Origin of the sequence: Lyngbya sp. CCY1209, from assembly GCF_035615495.1 — a bacterium.
In the GTDB taxonomy this organism is placed as follows: Bacteria; Cyanobacteriota; Cyanobacteriia; order Cyanobacteriales; family Microcoleaceae; genus Limnospira.
Map to the genome: position 1 here is coordinate 1 of NZ_JAJENU010000644.1, position 17,688 is coordinate 17,688.

Annotated in this window: 14 protein-coding genes; 8 read left to right on the forward strand and 6 right to left on the reverse strand. The window is 50.3% G+C overall.

Annotated features, from left to right (window positions below; translation table 11 throughout):
• The 3 genes from LKE08_RS26025 to LKE08_RS26035 form a co-directional block, all read left to right on the forward strand.
• The coding region (locus LKE08_RS26025) for a calcium-binding protein (protein ID WP_324707201.1) at positions 1 to 1,413 on the forward strand (1,413 nt) is incomplete at its 5' end.
• A gap of 195 nt (positions 1,414 to 1,608) precedes the next feature.
• Positions 1,609 to 1,992: a hypothetical protein gene (locus LKE08_RS26030; protein WP_324707202.1), complete on the forward strand. Its 384-nt coding sequence runs from the start codon at positions 1,609 to 1,611 to the stop codon at positions 1,990 to 1,992.
• A gap of 314 nt (positions 1,993 to 2,306) precedes the next feature.
• Positions 2,307 to 3,329: a glycosyltransferase family 4 protein gene (locus LKE08_RS26035; RefSeq protein ID WP_324707203.1), complete on the forward strand. Its 1,023-nt coding sequence runs from the start codon at positions 2,307 to 2,309 to the stop codon at positions 3,327 to 3,329.
• A 163-nt stretch (positions 3,330 to 3,492) separates the two neighbouring features.
• Here LKE08_RS26035 and LKE08_RS26040 read toward each other — a convergent pair whose 3' ends face one another.
• From LKE08_RS26040 to LKE08_RS26050, 3 genes are read right to left on the reverse strand one after another with little or no spacing between them, the layout of a single operon-like run.
• Positions 3,493 to 3,972 (reverse strand): hypothetical protein, encoded by a 480-nt coding sequence (locus LKE08_RS26040; RefSeq protein ID WP_324707204.1) that lies wholly within the window; start codon positions 3,970 to 3,972, stop codon positions 3,493 to 3,495.
• A 49-nt stretch (positions 3,973 to 4,021) separates the two neighbouring features.
• Positions 4,022 to 5,653: a GTP-binding protein gene (locus tag LKE08_RS26045; protein ID WP_324707205.1), complete on the reverse strand. Its 1,632-nt coding sequence runs from the start codon at positions 5,651 to 5,653 to the stop codon at positions 4,022 to 4,024.
• A 49-nt stretch (positions 5,654 to 5,702) separates the two neighbouring features.
• Complete coding sequence (locus LKE08_RS26050; protein ID WP_324707206.1) at positions 5,703 to 6,869, reverse strand: pyridoxal phosphate-dependent aminotransferase; 1,167 nt, start codon at positions 6,867 to 6,869, stop codon at positions 5,703 to 5,705.
• A gap of 478 nt (positions 6,870 to 7,347) precedes the next feature.
• On the opposite strand from LKE08_RS26050, the gene LKE08_RS26055 reads away from it, so the two are divergent.
• Positions 7,348 to 8,346 carry an LD-carboxypeptidase gene (locus LKE08_RS26055; protein WP_324707207.1) on the forward strand — a complete coding sequence of 333 codons (999 nt, stop codon included), beginning with the start codon at positions 7,348 to 7,350 and terminating at the stop codon, positions 8,344 to 8,346.
• A 5-nt stretch (positions 8,347 to 8,351) separates the two neighbouring features.
• Here the strand turns inward: LKE08_RS26055 and LKE08_RS26060 are convergent, their stop codons facing one another.
• Both LKE08_RS26060 and LKE08_RS26065 read right to left on the reverse strand, forming a co-directional pair.
• A complete protein-coding gene (locus LKE08_RS26060; protein WP_324707208.1) occupies positions 8,352 to 8,465 on the reverse strand; it encodes a Txe/YoeB family addiction module toxin in 114 nt (37 codons plus the stop codon).
• A 192-nt stretch (positions 8,466 to 8,657) separates the two neighbouring features.
• Positions 8,658 to 10,259: an S-layer homology domain-containing protein gene (locus LKE08_RS26065; RefSeq protein WP_324707209.1), complete on the reverse strand. Its 1,602-nt coding sequence runs from the start codon at positions 10,257 to 10,259 to the stop codon at positions 8,658 to 8,660.
• A gap of 548 nt (positions 10,260 to 10,807) precedes the next feature.
• Here LKE08_RS26065 and LKE08_RS26070 point away from each other — a divergent pair.
• Both LKE08_RS26070 and LKE08_RS26075 read left to right on the forward strand, forming a co-directional pair.
• On the forward strand, positions 10,808 to 12,463 hold the full coding sequence (locus LKE08_RS26070) for an alpha/beta hydrolase (RefSeq protein ID WP_324707210.1): 1,656 nt from the start codon (positions 10,808 to 10,810) through the stop codon (positions 12,461 to 12,463).
• A gap of 54 nt (positions 12,464 to 12,517) precedes the next feature.
• Positions 12,518 to 15,034, forward strand: a complete 2,517-nt coding sequence (locus tag LKE08_RS26075) for an alpha/beta hydrolase (RefSeq protein ID WP_324707211.1) — start codon at positions 12,518 to 12,520, stop codon at positions 15,032 to 15,034.
• A 7-nt stretch (positions 15,035 to 15,041) separates the two neighbouring features.
• Here LKE08_RS26075 and LKE08_RS26080 read toward each other — a convergent pair whose 3' ends face one another.
• The gene (locus tag LKE08_RS26080; RefSeq protein WP_324707212.1) at positions 15,042 to 15,263 is read right to left on the reverse strand and encodes a hypothetical protein; all 222 of its coding nucleotides are present in this window, start codon (positions 15,261 to 15,263) and stop codon (positions 15,042 to 15,044) included.
• Here LKE08_RS26080 and lpxA point away from each other — a divergent pair.
• Both lpxA and LKE08_RS26090 read left to right on the forward strand, forming a co-directional pair.
• Positions 15,241 to 16,092, forward strand: a complete 852-nt coding sequence (gene lpxA, locus LKE08_RS26085) for an acyl-ACP--UDP-N-acetylglucosamine O-acyltransferase (protein WP_324707213.1) — start codon at positions 15,241 to 15,243, stop codon at positions 16,090 to 16,092. The two genes, LKE08_RS26080 and lpxA, sit on opposite strands and share 23 nt — an antisense overlap.
• A 366-nt stretch (positions 16,093 to 16,458) precedes the next feature.
• On the forward strand, positions 16,459 to 17,604 hold the full coding sequence (locus LKE08_RS26090; protein ID WP_324707214.1) for a GTP-binding protein: 1,146 nt from the start codon (positions 16,459 to 16,461) through the stop codon (positions 17,602 to 17,604).
• Positions 17,605 to 17,688 lie beyond the last annotated feature (84 nt).

Genomic DNA, 17,688 nt, shown 5'->3' on the forward strand with positions numbered 1-17,688 from the left:
GATGGTTCTGTCATATTGGGTGAAACTTCGACTGACTCGACTGACTCGACGGACGATGCTACCACCGATGACTCCACCGATAATTCGGCAGATAATTCGGCAGATGATACGGACGATGATTCTATCGATGATTCGACGAATGATTCGACGAATGATTCGACGGATGATTCGACAGATGATTCGGCAGATGATACGGACGATGATTCCACCGATGATTCGGCAGACGATTCGGCAGATGACGCGAACGACTCGACGGACGATTCGGCAGACGATACGGACGACTCGGACGATGACTCGATGACTTCGAGTTTCACCCAACCCTCAATTCCCGTTTTTGATTCCCTCCCTGACGACTCGGCGGATGACTCGACTTCTGGGGACGGCGACACCTCTTCCGACGATTTGGAAACCGAAACCGAATTGGAATTGCCGATGGTGTTGGATATCTACGAGGTCGTCGATTCTATCAGTACGATCGCATTTCCGTTGATTTTTTCCAACAACATCACCGTTTCCGACTCCGAACCGGGTGAGGGAAACAACACCTTAGCCGGAACCCCGGAAGCTGACGAACTGTTCGCGTTGGCGGGTAATGATAATATCAATTTGGGCGCCGGGGACGACTGGTTCAACGGCAACCAAGGTAACGATATCATTGATGCCGGGGCGGGTAACGATACCGTATTCGGTGGCAAGGATGACGACCAAATCCTCGGCGGTGCAGACAATGACGAACTGTTCGGCAACCTCGGAAATGACACGATTTCCGGCGACGAGGGGGACGACTGGCTCAATGGTAACCAAGGAAACGACATTCTCGATGGCGCCGACGGCAATGATGAGGTTTACGGCGGCCAGGGGGACGACCAGGTGAAAGGTGGCGAGGGTGATGATATCATTTTCGCCAACCAGGGGTCTGACCTGATGGAGGGCAACGAGGGCAATGATGTCCTCTATGGCAACCAAGAGGCGGATACCATTTCCGGTAATGCTGGTAATGATACGGCCTACGGCGGTCAGGGAGATGACCTGATGGACGGTGGTGAGGGTGATGACGTACTCTTGGGTGACGGGGGTAATGACACCCTCGACGGCGGGGAAGGTAACGACCAACTCACTGGTGGCAATGGGGATGATATCCTCATCGGGGCAGAGGGTTCAGACCTGCTGACCGGGGGGAATGGGAGCGATCGCTTCGTCCTCGTCCCCGGTTACGGCCCGGATACCATCACCGATTTTATCAGCGGTGAGGATATTATTGTCCTCGACGGCGGCATCAGTTTCGAGCAACTTACCATCACTTCCGTCAACGGTCAAACTCAAATTGCTTTGGGTTCCGAGATTCTGGCGGAATTCGTGGGTATTGATGCTGGGGTGATTTCCTCGGATGACTTCAGTACGTCTGTGTTCTAAAGATGTGCTTAACAAACGGCGACTGGTCGTTTGGGTTGGGGTAAGTTCAATAGTGAGAAACCGGGTTTCTTCAGTAAGATTTTGCTCGAGATGCAAAAATGTCCTAGAAACCCGGTTTCTTTTTCATAACTATCAGTTTCAACGATTTGTTCTAATGTCGAGTGCAAATCTCACTTTCACGATTCCCCGGAGGCGATGGAACGCGATCGCATCAAAGCCGAATTGCTCGAATCGGTGGGAGTTCCCCTCATCTACACGCGATCGCTCTCCCATATAATTGTTGGCCGATTGAATGACTGGCAAAAAAAGGGAGTCAGAACCGCGATCGCGAACGAATTTTCACAATTAAAAATATCGGACAATATCAACATTCCGCGATATTTTTCTCTTTTTAACCGATCTGGGGAAGGAAGATTGGCGGTGGGTGCGATCGGGTGTCCTGTCGAAGCCGGGGGGACAGGGGAGGATAGATTTTCTCATAATTGTCGGGCGATCGTCGGTAAATTGGCGATCGTTTTTTTGCTCAATACCTTTTTTGGAAGTCGTTTTGAGATTTATGAAGTTATGTTGTGTTTTTAATAATTTTTCGCGTCAAGTGATTTGATGTCAAGTCCATCCCCAAAATGTTGACAATTTTCACGATGTCTGATATTATGTTTGATGATATATGCTTTCGTGAAAATGTAAACTTTTGTAAACAAGTTGCTCTTTGTCCTCACTTCAACCCGTCTTGAAAACGCGATCGCATAAAGTTTTCTAGCCATTCCTCTAAGTGGAAAGGAAACAACGTAAGTATTCCAAATCATTGCATTCAATGCAAAAGAATTGATGAAAAATGGAGCAGGGTGAATTAACTGTCTCCTTAACCAGTTTAGAATGGGAGCTTGATGATTATGCATTGGTCTGTTGTTGCACCGTTTATCAACGACGACTTTATCGCCAACGAACAGTGGTTAGATGATTGGGTTCCCGGAAGCAAATATGATTTTACTAAAATTCCGCGTCGGGATGCCTTCGGCAATCTAAATTGCTCATCAAGCACGTCACTGTCAGAATGGAAAGCATTCTGGAATCAAAGCGTAGAAGCCAAGAAAGCGACACTAGGAGGAATTATTACCGCCTTTCCTCAACTGGCAGTAACAACAGGCTTACAGCAACGTCTTTCTAGTCGGCCTATTCCTGTCATTGCTTGGTCTTTTAACGTCGGCCAGTGTTATCCCGGCCTCAAACAGCGAATGTCTCGCTTTGCTCTCCAGAAGATTGATAAATTTATCGTCCATTCACAACAGGAAAGGAAGGTGCTAAGTCAATGGTTGGGGCTTCCTCAAGAACGTTTTGAATTCGTCCCACTGAACCGTCCAAATATTTCTGTAACAGAAGAAGAAGAGACCCAAAAACCCTTTATCCTGGCAATGGGATCTGCCAACCGGGATTATCGCACACTCTTTCAAGCTGTAGAAAAGCTGAAAATACGAACCATCGTCGTGGCGGGTGAACACGCTTTATCCGACTTAAAAATCCCCCCTCAAGTTGAGGTTTACTCGCGTATAAAGATAGACGAATGTCATCGTTTAGCCCAGAAAGCAAGGTTGAACATTGTTCCTTTACATGACACGCCAGTAGCATCAGGACAAATCACAATTATCGATGCAATGCTGATGAAACGCGCTATGATTTCAACTAAGTGTGTCGGTTCAGAAGACTACGTTCAGCATGGCAAAACAGGGTGGTTCGTTCAACCGAATAACGTTGATGATTTGACCCATTCAATTGAAAAACTGTGGTCTGATTCGGCACTGCGTAGTCAATTGGCAAAAGCAGCCGGTCAATATGCGGAGCGACATTTTTCGGATGCGGTTGCCGGAGCACGCTTGAGTCAAATTATCGATAATGTTGTCGAGAAAAATAGTGTGTAGGAGCTGGAATTTTAATCATTTCAAATCCTGACAACCCATCCACTTTTCCGGCAAGGGCAACCCGATAAGGTTGCCCCCACAGAGAAACAGAGGAAAGGAGAAAAGAAGATGTAGCCCCCCCTCGATTGAGGAAAGGGCTGGGTCAAATTAGATGGAAAAGAAGCTACCTTCTGTCAAAGAATCCGCTTCCGCCGATGCGATCGCTTCCATCGCCGCCGTTGATGGTGTCGTTTCCACCTTCGGAATTGCCGGAAGAACGGCTGTTTTCGTCGCCCCGCAGGATGTCATAGCCGTCGCCGCCGTCGATATTGTCATCGCCCAGATTTCCGGCTACCAAATCGTCGCCTCCCCCGGCAAACAGGGTGTCATCTTCATCGGTTCCTTCGATGATGTCGTCGCCGGGAACGCCAAGACGCGGGTCGAGATCCAGGGGTTCATCTAACTCCAAAATAATGATCTTGTTGTTGTCGATATCCGGCCCGCGACCGACGGAGAAGGGATAGTTATTATCGTTGGCGACGAGGATGGTATTTTCATCCAGAACCAACACATCTTCGATGGTGACAAACGGGAAGGTAAATGTCGTTTCTCCGTCCCCATCGACATCGTTCGGATCATTGAACCACAGAGGCACAGAGGACACGGAGAGAGGATTTGTCCTAATCACCCCAGACTCAATAATTTTAATGGCTTTACCAATCCTCTCGCTGGTGTCGGCGATCGCCCCAATCATCTCCCTCGAAATAGGGGGATTCGACTTCGGGTTGATGCAGTTCGATTTCCAACGTTTCTTCCTCCTCTTCCGGCGGTCGGTTGAGGTTGAGGGGTTCCACGACGCGGGCGATCGCATCTTTGATGAATCCTCGCACGAATTCATCCCGGCGGTTGAGTTGAAATTGCCGCTGCACGACTTCTGTCATGCCGCCATCTCCCCAGTCCTGATCCTGTCGGAAATATTCGATAAAACTGCGGCCGGCAATGCGGGTTAAATAGGCGGCTGTAACCCCTTGGATCGCCTTGCCGATGACGAGGGTTCCGATGTGAAAATGTAGGGCGGTTGCGACTAATTGAATCGCTCCTTTTACGATGCCCAAACTCGCCAATGTTTTGCCCAGAGATAATGCCAAGTCTCGCCCGCGATCAATATTTAATTCGCAACCGTATATTTTGCCTATTTCCACTACCATTTGGGCATTGACTGCGGCTGTCGCCAGCAGATCCACGACGGGAAGGGGTGTCACGGCGATCGCACCCGCCCCGATCCATTGATAGCGATCGACCACTTTTTCCGCCTGACGGCGCCGCTGGGTGTCGATCAAATTGCGGGCTTCTTCTCCCAACCTTTGGGACTGTAAAAGGATGTTATCGGCAACCAATTCTTCCCCCTCCGCCCGCAAAATTGTCGCCATTTGATTGATCAGGGGCATGATGTCGGGGTCGGGTTTGAACGTATCGCCATTTTCCAACTGAATTGATTGGGGATTGGCGGCGATCGCGATCACGTCTTTGGAGGAAATAAACTCGCCAACTCGTTCCCGCAGTCGCAGCAAAATGGTATTTTTATCTTCTTCCGTGTAGAGGTCAGTTTTGTTGAAAATTAACAGCGATCGCTTGCCGATTTCCGCCAGGGTTCGCAGGGGAATAAACTCGGACTGCTGCAAGTCGTTATCCACTACGAACAGCAACAAATCCGCCTCGGTCGCCAGCGATCGCGCCATTTCCGCCCGTTCGGAACCGGCCTCCCCCGCCTCCAAAATTCCCGGCGTATCCGTAATTAAAATATCCCGTTCCAAAGCGATCAATTTTAACTGATAGGTTGCCCCGGCGGTTGTCGTCCCCATCGGTGCGTTTACCTCCCCCACCATGCGACCCAGCAACGCATTAATTAAAGATGTTTTACCCGCCGAACCCGTCCCGAATACGACGACTTGAATGTTTCCTTTTGACAGGTTCGCTTCAATTTCTTGCGATCGACTCAGCAACACCTGGCGGGCGACATCATCTTGAATTTGAGAAACCTGCTGCCGCAACCCCTGCAAAGAGGCTTCCGCAGCCTCGGATTTGTCGAGGGGAATGCGAAGCTGGGGGCGGCGTTTTTTGCGGGACGGGCCGCGAGGTTGCAGCAGCCGAAAATAGTAGATAAACGCATAAATCGCCAGTCCCAACAGCCCGATCAATATGACCACCAGCAAGTTTGCCAAAATGGGGTGGGCAGCCCAGGCGACCTGCGTGTAAAGCCAGGAGATGGATGTCACCAGCCAAATGGTCAAAACCAGGATGAGGCAGATGCCGAAAATGATAATCAACAGGCGGGATAGAGGCATGGGACGTTACCGTTTGCGATTGTTTCTATGGTAGCCCGTCATCGAAATTTCAGCCGACCAAACTTTTCAGACCTTTCACCAGACGCCCGATGCCTTCCGCCGCCGTGTCGGGCTGCAACGCCCCGTAAGCCACTCGCAAATAACAGCCGGTTTCCATTCCGAATGTGGTGCCGGGAATGGCGGCGACCCCGAATTCTCTGATCAGTTTTTCTGCAAGTTCCATCCCCCCAAATTTAGTCTCAATTTTGAGGAGAAAGTAAAAGGCACCGTCGGCGGGGGGAACGGTACAAAAATTCCCCAGTTTTTCCAATTCTTCGAGAAAGATTTCCCGAACTTTGGTGATGGTTTTAATGTGTTCTCGGCAATAGTCCGCCCCGACGTTTAACGCCCCCAATGCCACAGATTGGGAGATGACGGGGGGACAAATTAAAATGGTGTCCTGGACTTTTTCGACGGGGACGAGTAAATGCTGGGGAATTACCATGTATCCGATCCGCCAGGATGCGAAACCGTAGGCTTTGGACAAGCTAAATAATGAGATGGTGTGGGGTTCGCTGTCGGGGAGGGAGGCGGGGGAAATGTGTCTGACATTATTATAAGTGAAATATTCATAGGCTTCGTCACTGATGTGATAAAGGCTGCGATCGCGGCAGATTTGGTTGATTTCTTGCAGTGCTGTTTTGGGATAAACTGCCCCGGTGGGATTGTTGGGAGAAATGGTGACGATCGCCCGCGTTTTGTCGGTAATTGCGGCTTTGATGGCATCGATGCGAAGTTGATAGTTTTCGTCCGTTTCGACGACGATAGCCTTGCAGCCGGCTATTGCGATCGCCATTTCGTGGTTGAAATAATAGGGAGATTGGATGATAATTTCGTCGCCGGGGGAGGTGATGGCTAAAATGGCGTTCATGAACCCCATATTGCTGCCGGCGGTGACGACGATGGCGTTGCGATCGCCGATGATAATTTGATTGTCGGTGCGGAGTTTGCGGGCGATCGCTTCTTGCAATGGCGCGATGCCAACTACTGCTTTATATTTATGATTTTCGGCGGTTTGAAAAAATTTTGATATTTCCTCGACGGCGGCGGGTGGGGGACCGTAATAAACCACGCCCTGTCCGAGGGAGATTGTCCCCGGATGGCTGCGGATCAGCTTTCCAATAATCGGAATGATCGGGGATTGGACGGATTCCATTCTGGAAATATGAGGATTCATTTTAGATTAAAATTATGATTGTATTGTTGATCTGGATTGTATCATATCGGGAGATCCCCCCCAACCCCCCTTGAAAAAGGGGGGAGAAGAGGGGCGCTCGTTTGGAAGGAGATACAATCTCGCAAAAAGTCCCCCTTTTTAAGGGGGATTTAGGGGGAGCGGGCGACTCAAAGTCCCCCTTTTTAAGGGGGATTTAGGGGGATAGGGCGACTCAAAGTCCCCCTTTATTAAGAGGTATTGAATGCCTCAAAGTCCCCCTTTTTAAGGGGGATTTAGGGGGATCGAGTAACTCAAAGTCCCCCTTTTTAAGGGGGATTTAGGGGGATCGAGTAACTCAAAGTCCCCCTTTTCAAGGGGGATTTAGGGGGATCGAGTAACTCAAAGTCCCCCTTTTCAAGGGGGATTTAGGGGGATCGATAACGATTTTGGAAAATACCGTAGTAGCATAAAAAACAGAACCATTTATTCTATAACAGGCATGAAAACTCGCCGTCAATTGTTGCAAGGGTTGGGGTTGATGCTGTTGGGAACGGGACTTCCGGCGATCGCGACATCTTCTCCCGTTGTCAAACCGTCTCGGCTGCGGGTGGGGGATACGGTGGGGGTTGTCGCCCCGGCGGGGTGGATTACAAAGGAAGAGTTAAAATGGATCGCCTTTCAACTGAGTCAACAGGGACTTAAGATTAAAATGGCATCCCACCTTCTCGATCGCTACGGTTATTTAGCGGGAGTGGATCGCGATCGCGCGGCCGATATTAATGCCATGTTTTCTGATTCCGAAGTGCGGGCGATCGTGGCGGCTGCGGGGGGGTGGGGGAGCGCCCGAATTTTGCCTTTATTGGATTATAACACGATCCGCAATAATCCCAAAATTGTTATCGGTTACAGCGATATCACGGCGTTATTATTGGCCCTCTATTCTCAATGCGGTTTCGTGACGTTTCACGGACTTTTGGGAACCTCTCGCTGGAATGAGTTTTCCCTGAGATATTTGCAGAAAGTTCTGTTTGAGGGCGAAAAGGTTTTATTTGAAAATCCGTTTAATATTCGGGTTGAAACCATTACCGGCGGTCGCGCCAGGGGTCAAATTGTCGGCGGTAACTTGTCGGTTTTGGCGGGTTTGGCGGGGTCGAGTTATCTCCCAGATTGGTCGGGAAAAATTCTGTTTGTTGAGGATATTAACGAGGATATTTACCGGGTCGATCGCTTTTTGACTCAGTTGAAATTGGCTGGAATTTTGGAGCGGATATCGGGATTTATTTTCGGACAGTGTGGCCGCTGTACGGTGGATGATGAGAAACCGACGTTCAATTTGTGGGAGGTGTTAGTCGATCAAATTCAACCGTTGGGAATTCCGGCCTGGTACGGATCGGCGATCGGACACATTCGCAATCAATTCACGATCGCGATCGGGGTGGAAGTGGAAATTGACGGCGATCGGGGTACGATTCAGATGTTGGAATCGGCGGTTATTTGAAACGTTCAATTATTATAATGAAAACGGCAACTAACAATGATAATTTCCGTATCTGTGACTTTGTAGACAAAGCGGTGTTCATCCGTAATTCGTCTTGACCAGTAACCTCTTAATTCCATTGAGCATCAGCTTTTCCTCTTCTTGCCTATCTCCGACTCAATACAGTTTAACCTAATAATCGTCAATTGGAACTTGAAAATTTGCGATCGCATTTTATTTTCAATATTCTATCCCAAAAATCCCCGAATTGCATCGGCTCTAAATTCTTGAGTGGATGCGATCGCCTTCCTCAATTAGAAATTCAATACAGGTTAAGGTTGAATGTAACCCGTCCGAATCAAAAATCGTCGCAAATCCGCAAAAAATTCGTCCGCGTCCGCTCCTTGATAAACCGATCGCACCCGTCGCCATCCCGACTCCCCGCGATTCAAAGAATATTGATTCGCCAAATAAGCCGCCAGTCCGCCTCGGATGTTCCGATTGAGTCGTCGCAATTGTTCGACTTCGCTCCAGATGCGATCGAGGTGCGATTCCACAATTTCGGGATAATTTACCGTGACATTCCGCAATTCTCCGTAGCGATATTCCCAAATTTGAATCGGGAGTTGCAGTTGCGATCGCACGTCAAATACCTCGGCAAAACGCGGATCGTACCCCACAAACCTCGGCGATTCATCCTCCCCAATTTCTTGCAAATCGTAACCCCACTCACCCCAATTTTTGGGCAAGACTGCATACTCTTTTCCGAACGGCTTGTAATGATAAATCAGGGAGTAGTAATTCCCATTTTTAAAGTCCAAGATAACCTCCGGTTCCTTGTCGCCGTCCAAGTCCAGACTGCTGATATCTAAAATGCGACTTTTGGCAAAATCGACCGATATCAATTCTCCCGGAAGGGTTTCGGGGATGGGGGCATCTAAAACCACTTCTCCCCGCCGAATGACTTTGAAATTGAGCTGCGGAGTGGGGCTGGGATTGTAGGAAAGTTCGGCTTGCAACCCGTCAAATTCGGCGGTTTTTGTGGTCGCTTCTCTGGGTTCTTCTCGGGATTCTTCTCGGGAGACTTCGGGTTGCGGTTCCGGTTCAGCCGGGGGAGATTGGGGTACTTGTTCTGGGATTTGTGGTTCCCGTTCGGGCAGTTCTGAGGGTCGCAATTGAGATTTTTGCTGTCGATCTTCGGGGCGTTTTGTTTGGGGAGTTTGCAGATCGGAAACCGGAATTCTAGCGATGTATTGGGAGGGAACTAACGCGGTTTCGTCGAAGTCCACGATCGCCTGACAGATGAAGGATGCGACCTCTCCCCGAGTCGCCTGACGGTTGGGATTCAACACTCGAACATCTGGATAATTCACCACCAGCCAATTTTCCGTCGCCGCCGCGATCGCCTCGGTCGCATACTCGGGAATTTCTGCCCCATCCCTAAAGATATTTCCGAGTTGTTCGGGGGGTAATTGCTGCGGTTCGTAGCCCAAACCGGTGGCGATCGCGACGAGGGCTTGCACTCGCGGAATCTTGACTGTGGGGTTAAAAATACTGCCGATATAACCGGATAAAAACCCCTTTTTTGTCGCTTCCTGAATGGCGTCGTAGGCCCAATAATCGGTGGGAATATCGACAAAATTGGGCGATCGCCCGGTAGCCGGAACGGTTGGAAATGCCCGGTTGACGACCGCCGCAAATTCCGCCCGGGTGATGGGGGCTTCAGGGCGGAAAGTATTGTCGCCGTAGCCGCTGAGAATTTGACGGCGGGCCAATTCTCCAATGCAAGATCCCGCCCAATGGTCGCCGGTATCCACGAAACCAGCCTCCCCCGCAGGGAAGGCTTGGACGGGTTTTTGGGATGGATGGGTTACAAGAATTGCGATCGCAGCCACCAAGGCCAGCACGATCTGCCATCGATTTTTTGTCTTCATTTGTCGCGTCTCTCACACCACGGGACGATTCGCGATCGCCACCTTACCCATTTTCCCTCAAAATTTGTGGTTTCCGATCGAAATCTCAGCTTTCCGTCTTTTGCGGTATCCAACCCAGCAGCAAGTAGACGCAACCGAGATAAAATACGGCGGGAATCAAAATTCGCAGCCATTCCAGAGCGACCATTGTTGAGTACCTCCTTTTTCTGTTTGGGTTATCTTTCTACTTCATCCACCTCAAGAACTCCCCTTTCAGTGCAGCTAGGAATTATTTCTGTCCCGAGTCCGTTGACTCTAAGTCGCCATATCTTCGGGTAATTCTATATACTTTTATTATCGCACGGTTTCAGCCATTTGTGTTCTGATTTCATAAGGATTTTTGGCAACGGCGATCGGAACCCGGGAAACGGATGCGGGACTCCGGGCCGGCGACTCGGGCGATACGGGAAGTTCGACCCCCAGTTCCCAGCCGAACCGCTTAAAATGGAGGACATCACATCCCACATTGCAGTATAGATTAATACAATTATCGCGATCGCAAACTCGGAATGAACGGACCGACAATTTTTAACATTTTTCGCCCCTTTAAAACCCTGACTTTGGGCAGTTTATTGGCTTTTTTTGTCGCCCTTCCGGTGCGGGCGACCGATCGCATCTATGCCAAATACGGCCCTTTAGAAACATCGGTTTCTGTCGATTCCTTAAAAGTTTATGCCGACACCGGAAAAGTCAACTGGGAACTTTTTCCCTACTTTTTATTTTTGCAGCCCTACCATCAAAAAACGCTGAATGAGTTCCTACAAATGCGGTTCGGTGTCGGTTCTGTACAAGTCCGACAGTCTCTCAATTCCCCGATGGGAAAAATTTTTCTGCAAAGTTTGGGAGAAATCCTCCGCGTTCGGGACGGAAAAAATGGCTCGAATGCCCTGCGAGAAACCTTATTTGAAGTGACAGAAAATTATGGAGAATTTTCGGTTTTTGAGCTGTTGCAACAATTTCCCGGAGAGTTGCAACTGAACATCGCAGCGCTCCTGGAATTGGCGAATCGCATCGAGGGCGTTATTACCGAAACCGAAACCCTCAATAAAGCTTTGGAAAACATGACGATCGCGATCGCTTCAACCGAACCAACCGTCAATTACGACGACTTGCCCGATCCCAAACAACCGGGAAATTTATATGTTTCCAAACGGATTCTAACTGTATTCGATCGCGATCGCGATCGGGAAATTGAAGTGACGTTTTATTATCCTTCATTTCCCCTCGAAGACACCGTACCCGTCATCGTCATTTCTCCAGGTTTGGGTTCCACCGCTGTGGGATGGCGGCCCTTCGCAGAACATCTGAGCTCCCACGGGTTTGCGGTGGCGATCGTCCGCCATCCGGGGAGCGACTTCGCCCACCTGCAACGCTTTTTTGAAGGAGAGGAATCCGAAAGTTTCAAACTCGGTGAATTTGTCGATCGCCCCCGAGATATCAGCTTCGTTTTAGACGAACTGGAGCAACGCAATTTTTCCGAATTTAATGGGATTTTGGATGTAGAAAATGTCGGAATTTTGGGTCAATCTTTCGGAGCTTATACAGCCCTGACGTTGGCGGGTGCTCCCCTCAATTTCGACCGCCTCGAAACCAATTGTCGCCCCCCCATCGACTTGCTGAATCTGTCCTTATTATTGCAATGTCGGGCTCTAGAAGTTCCCCGCCGTTCCTATCAACTAAAAGACGATCGCATCGCCGCCGCTTTTGTCGTCGATCCGGTGAACGGCGCGATTTTCGGACCCGAGAGTTTAGAAAAAATTGCCATCCCAATTTTTTGGGCGTCCGGAAGTGCCGATCTGCTCACCCCCGTCGTCCTCGAACAGATCGATTCCGTCACCAGCCTCTCCTCGCCGGAGCGGTATTTTGCCCTCGTCCGGGGTGCGAATCACGTCGATTTCAACCCCGCCGCGATCGCCCAATTTCAAGCCCTAGACGAAGAATCCCTCGGCCAAATTGTCAGCAGTGACCCCGATGTGATTGCATCCTATATGTCGGCTTTTGGATTGGCATTTTTTCAAGTTAACCTGGCTCGAAACCCCGACTACCGCCCCTTTTTGCGGGCATCCTACGCCGGGACGATCGCCCGGGAACCTTACGGCCTCAGTTTCATTCCATTGTTAACGACGGAGCAGTTGGAACGGGCGATCGCCGAATTACAGAAATAGACTGTAAAATCAACGATTCGAGTCCAATCAATCACCATTTTAAATCGAGAACCCATGAAAAAATCCCATCGGAACCTTTCAAAGCAAATTTTAAATTTATTTTACGTCGGCTTATTTTTGAGCCTCGGATGTGGACTGCCTTTCGGGAAGCCGAAACCCGCGATCGGCGCCGATCGCATCGCCTTTTTTATACCCCCACTGACGGATATTTACGTCTCCATTGATGCCCTGGAAGTATTTGCAAAAGAAGGAAAAATCACCGGCGACTTCGCCCTCTATTCCCGTTTTTTGAGCGAAAGCGATCGCCAACGTCTCCGCGTCGCCCTACAAATTCACGCCCCCATCCCCGCCGATTTCGTCCGCCGCATGGTGACAATGCCCCTCGGAGAAGCCCTGATGATCCGCCTCGGACAAGTCATTCAAGCGGAAGAAAATAGCAACGGTTACGAAGCCATTAAAACGGCGGTCATTGCCGCATCGGAAGATCCAAAAGGCTTGAGTATTATCGGCATCATGCGAAAATTTCCCGCCGCCAATATTCGCGTCAATACGGATTTATTGATCGAGGTAGCCGAAGAATTTCCCAAGTTTCTCAAATATCGGGAAACGGCGGCGATCGCCATCGGAGAAGAAGCCGAACGGGAAGCCACCACCGAACCCGCGATCGACTTCTCCCAACTTCCAGACTTGCAAAAAATTGGCCCCTATTCCTACACAAAAACTGAGCTTAATTTTGCAATAGATCGCTTCCGCCAAACCGAAACGGGGCTGTCCGGTTCCTATCCCCTGGCGGTCGATTTTTATTTCCCAGAAAACCTCGGCGAACCCGCCCCCCTGATCGTCATCAGCCACGGTTTCGGCTCCTATCGGGGCAACAATAACCTCGCCGAACACCTCGCCAGCTACGGTTTTGTCGTGGCAGTTCCCGAGCATATCGGCAGCAATTTGAGCTACCGAGAAGCCTTTTTAAAAGGAAGTGTCAGCCTGCTTTTGAGTCCCATCGAATATGTCAGCCGCCCCGAAGATATCAGCTACTTACTCGACGAATTGCAACAGTTGATAGAAACCGCTCCGGAATGGAAACAACGCCTCGATTTGACGCGGGTTGGCGTGACCGGAAATTCCTTTGGCGGGACGACTTCCCTCTCCCTGGCGGGGGCACAAATTAACCTCCCGAGACTTCGGCAAGTTTGCGCCCCCGAAAACTTCTCTTTAAACGTTTCTTTGTTATTACAATGTCGGGGGCTTTATTTGCCCCCTTCTGATTATAATTTGCGGGACGATCGCATCGACGCCGCGATCGCCGCCCACCCCCTCACTAGCGCCCTATTCGGGCCAGAAGGTTTGAGCAATATCGAAGTTCCCATTTTGATGGTAGCGGGGGCAAACGATATTGTCACCCCCGTTATTGAAGAACAGGTACACCCCTTTATCTGGATGAATGCACCCAAAAAATATCTCTCCTATTTAGTTCCTGGAACTCACTTCAGCACCAGTATTCAAGAGGGAACCAAGGGGATTTCCGGCATCCCAAAATTTATTTTGGGCGATAATTTTGATTTGGGACGACCCTACTTTTTCGGGTTAAATGTGGCATTTTTCAAAGCATATTTGAGCGAAGATGACAGCTATTTGCCTTATTTAAGCGCCGCCTACGGCTTGAGAATGAGTCAACAAAAATTGAACGTTTATCAGATTGAATCCCTGACTCCCGAAGCATTAGAAACCGCCTATGGTAGTTCTCCCCCAATGGCAATTATCCCCGAAACAACAGTCGTCGCCGAACCGGAACGGGACAAAACGGTTTTGGAAGAAATCAAAAGAACCGGGGTTTTAAAAGTGGGAATCCGACGAGATGCCGTCCCCTTTGGATTTATCAATAACAAACAGCAATGGGTGGGTTACTGCGTGGACTGGGCTGCCAGTTTTGCCGATTGGCTGGAGCGGGAATTGCAGTCTTCTGTCCCCATCGAAGTTATCCAATTTCCTTCCAACGTGGACAACCGCTATCAGTCGGTTCGCAATCAAACCGTCCACCTCGAATGCGGACCGAATACTATCCGAGAAAATCTGTCGGGTGTGGTTTTTTCCAATCCCTTCTTTATTTCCGGAACACATTTTTTAGTGCAACAGGATAAAGCGTCGGAAATCGACCCGGATGGAACCCTCGCCGGGGTGGAAGTTGGCGTGGTGAAAAATACGACATCGGAGCAGTTCCTCAACACCGAATATCCGGAAGCGGATGAAGTTTATTTTCGCGGACAAACTGGAATCCAGGACGCGATCGCAGCTTTGTCTCAAAACCGAGTCGATACCGTAGCCGAAAATGGCATTCTCGCCCTCGGAGAAGTCGCCCGCCAGGGGTTGAATCTGGACAATTATACTTTGGTTCCCCTCGAACCCCTCACCTGCGATTTTTACGGCATCATTCTCCCCGCCGGCGATCGCGAATGGCAAAATACAGTCAACCGCTTTATCGACTCCCAACCGGGCGATCGGATTTGGGGAAAGTGGTTCGATCGCGCCTATTCTTACGTTTTGTTGAATTTGGATTATTGCGTCAATCGTTGATTTTAATTTAGGTCAATATGTGGTGAATGCTTTCGACAACCTGTTCGATAAAATTCACCGCATCATTGACCCTGATTTCATCAATCGGCCAGGGAATATAATCCGCATCAAATTGTTCAGCCGTTTTGTCGAACAAATATGTAATAGAACCGGGTAAATTTCTGAGTGTCCGAATTGAACCGCTCAACTCTTGGGCAATACCCAACGTGACTTCATACAACGATCGCATTTTCTGCTATTTTGTATCTCGGCTCAACTCTACCCCCGTCGATCGCTCACCAATGACCATCCACCCCACCGCCATCATCGAACCCGGTGCCCAATTGGGCGATAATATCAAAGTCGGACCCTACACCTACATCGAATCCGGGGTAACAGTGGGCGACAACTGCGCGATCGCTTCCCACGTCGCCATCCTCGCCGGCACCCGACTCGGCAACAACTGCAAAGTCCACGCCGGGACGGTTTTGGGCGACGTTCCCCAGGATCTCGCCTTCAAAGACGAACCCTCCAGCGTCAAAATCGGCGATAATTGTGTCATTCGCGAAGGGGTGACAGTCCACCGGGGCACCAAAGCCGGAACCGAAACCGTCGTCGGGGACGATTGCCTGTTGATGGCCTATTCCCATCTGGCCCACAACGTCAAAGTCGGCGATCGCGCCATCATCGCCAACGGCGCACTGGTAGCCGGATACGCGGAAATCGGCGATCGCGCCTTCATCAGCGGCAACTGCCTCGTCCACCAATTCACTCGCGTCGGGCGCCTGGCCATGATGTCCGGCGGGTGCGCCATCCAAAAAGACGTCCCCCCCTTCTGCATCACCCGCAGCCTCAGCACCAACACCGTCATGGGACTCAATGCGATCGGACTGCGGCGCGCCGGCTTCACCGAACAGCAGCGGCGGGAACTCCAAAACGCCCTCAAAATCCTCTATCGCTCCCAACTCAACGTTTCCCAAGCCCTGGAAAAACTCGAATCCGACTTCACCTCGGACTTGGTGCGGGAACTGTGCGAGTTCATCCGCACCTCCCAGCGGGGAATCTGCAAATTCATCTAATCTCAAATTTAGACTCCCCCCTTATTAAGGGGGGCCGGGGGGGATCAGCAATGAGACTCCCCCCTTATTAAGGCAGGCTAATGAAACTCCCCCCTTATTAAGGGGGGCCGGGGGGGATCGGCCATGAAACTCCCCCCTTATTAAGGCAGGCTAATGAAACTCCCCCCTTATTAAGGGGGGCCGGGGGGGATCAGCAATGAAACTCCCCCCTTATTAAGGGGGGCCGGGGGGGATCAGCAATGAAACTCCCCCCTTATTAAGGGGGGCTGGGGGGGATCAGCAATGAGCATCCCGAAACATCCGGCAATTGCGATACACTGAAAAGCACAGATTTTTCGAGTGTCCGACAGTTTCAATCCTAAAACCATGCAATCAGCAGTCACTCCCAACACCGAACAGACGATGGACGACTCCAAGCGGGGTTTACCCGTCACCATCATCACCGGCTTCCTGGGAAGCGGTAAAACCACCCTTCTCAACCACATTCTCAGCAACCAGCACGGCATAAAAACCGCCGTCCTGGTGAACGAATTCGGCGAAATCGGCATCGACAACGAATTGATCGTCACCACCGACGAAGATAATACGATGGTGGAATTGAGCAACGGCTGCGTCTGCTGCACCATCAACGAAGACTTGGTGAACGCCGTTTACAAGGTACTCGAACGCCCCGAACGGGTCGATTATTTGGTCGTCGAAACTACCGGACTCGCCGACCCCCTGCCGGTCGCCCTGACCTTCCTCGGCACCGAACTGCGAGATATGACCCGCCTGGATTCCATCGTCACGATGGTGGACTGCGCCAATTTTAGCCTGGATTTGTTCAACTCCCAAGCCGCCGAAAGTCAGATCGCCTACGGGGATATTATCGTCCTCAACAAAACGGATTTGGTGGACGAGGGAGATGTGGATTTACTCGAAGTCCGAATTCGGGATCTGAAAAAAGATGCCCGAATTCTCAGAACCACCCAATCCCAAGTGCCCCTGCCACTGGTTTTGAGCGTGGGTTTATTCGAGTCGGATAAGTATTTCGATCGCTCCGAAGAACATCACGACCACGACCACGACCACGAACATCATCACGACCACGAACATCATCACGACCACGACCACGAACATCACGACCATCACCACGACCACGACCACGACCACGACCATCATCACCACCATTCCAATCACCTCGAAAATGATGGGTTTACGTCAATTTCTTTCCAGAGCGATCGCCCCCTTTCATTGAGGAAGTTTCAGTATTTCTTGGACAACCAATTGTCCGCAAACGTCTTCCGGGCGAAGGGGATTCTCTGGTTCGACGAAAGTCCCAAACGCCACATTTTCCACCTCAGCGGCAAGCGTTTTTCCATCGATGATGATGAGTGGAAAGGCGAGAAGAAAACCCAACTGGTGTTGATCGGACAAGGTTTAGATCATGACACCCTAAGAAACCAACTTGACAATTGTTTGTGTACGCCTTCCGTCAGCCGCGGCAGTCGCGGGAAAGGATTCGGCGGCTGATTTGTACGATCCACCATTATCCCCCTTTATAAGGGGGACTTGGAAAACTCTTCTCCCCCCTTACCGAGGTGGGGAGATCCACCA

Coding starts and splice junctions, on each gene's coding strand:
- LKE08_RS26050 (WP_324707206.1), bottom strand. CDS start 6,869: ATGAATCCTCATATTTCCAGAATGGAATCCGTCCAATCCCCGATCATT.
- LKE08_RS26070 (WP_324707210.1), top strand. CDS start 10,808: ATGAACGGACCGACAATTTTTAACATTTTTCGCCCCTTTAAAACCCTG.
- LKE08_RS26035 (WP_324707203.1), top strand. CDS start 2,307: ATGCATTGGTCTGTTGTTGCACCGTTTATCAACGACGACTTTATCGCC.
- LKE08_RS26080 (WP_324707212.1), bottom strand. CDS start 15,263: ATGCGATCGTTGTATGAAGTCACGTTGGGTATTGCCCAAGAGTTGAGC.
- LKE08_RS26060 (WP_324707208.1), bottom strand. CDS start 8,465: ATGGAATTAAGAGGTTACTGGTCAAGACGAATTACGGATGAACACCGC.
- LKE08_RS26065 (WP_324707209.1), bottom strand. CDS start 10,259: ATGAAGACAAAAAATCGATGGCAGATCGTGCTGGCCTTGGTGGCTGCG.
- LKE08_RS26030 (WP_324707202.1), top strand. CDS start 1,609: ATGGAACGCGATCGCATCAAAGCCGAATTGCTCGAATCGGTGGGAGTT.
- LKE08_RS26075 (WP_324707211.1), top strand. CDS start 12,518: ATGAAAAAATCCCATCGGAACCTTTCAAAGCAAATTTTAAATTTATTT.
- LKE08_RS26055 (WP_324707207.1), top strand. CDS start 7,348: ATGAAAACTCGCCGTCAATTGTTGCAAGGGTTGGGGTTGATGCTGTTG.
- LKE08_RS26090 (WP_324707214.1), top strand. CDS start 16,459: ATGCAATCAGCAGTCACTCCCAACACCGAACAGACGATGGACGACTCC.
- LKE08_RS26045 (WP_324707205.1), bottom strand. CDS start 5,653: ATGCCTCTATCCCGCCTGTTGATTATCATTTTCGGCATCTGCCTCATC.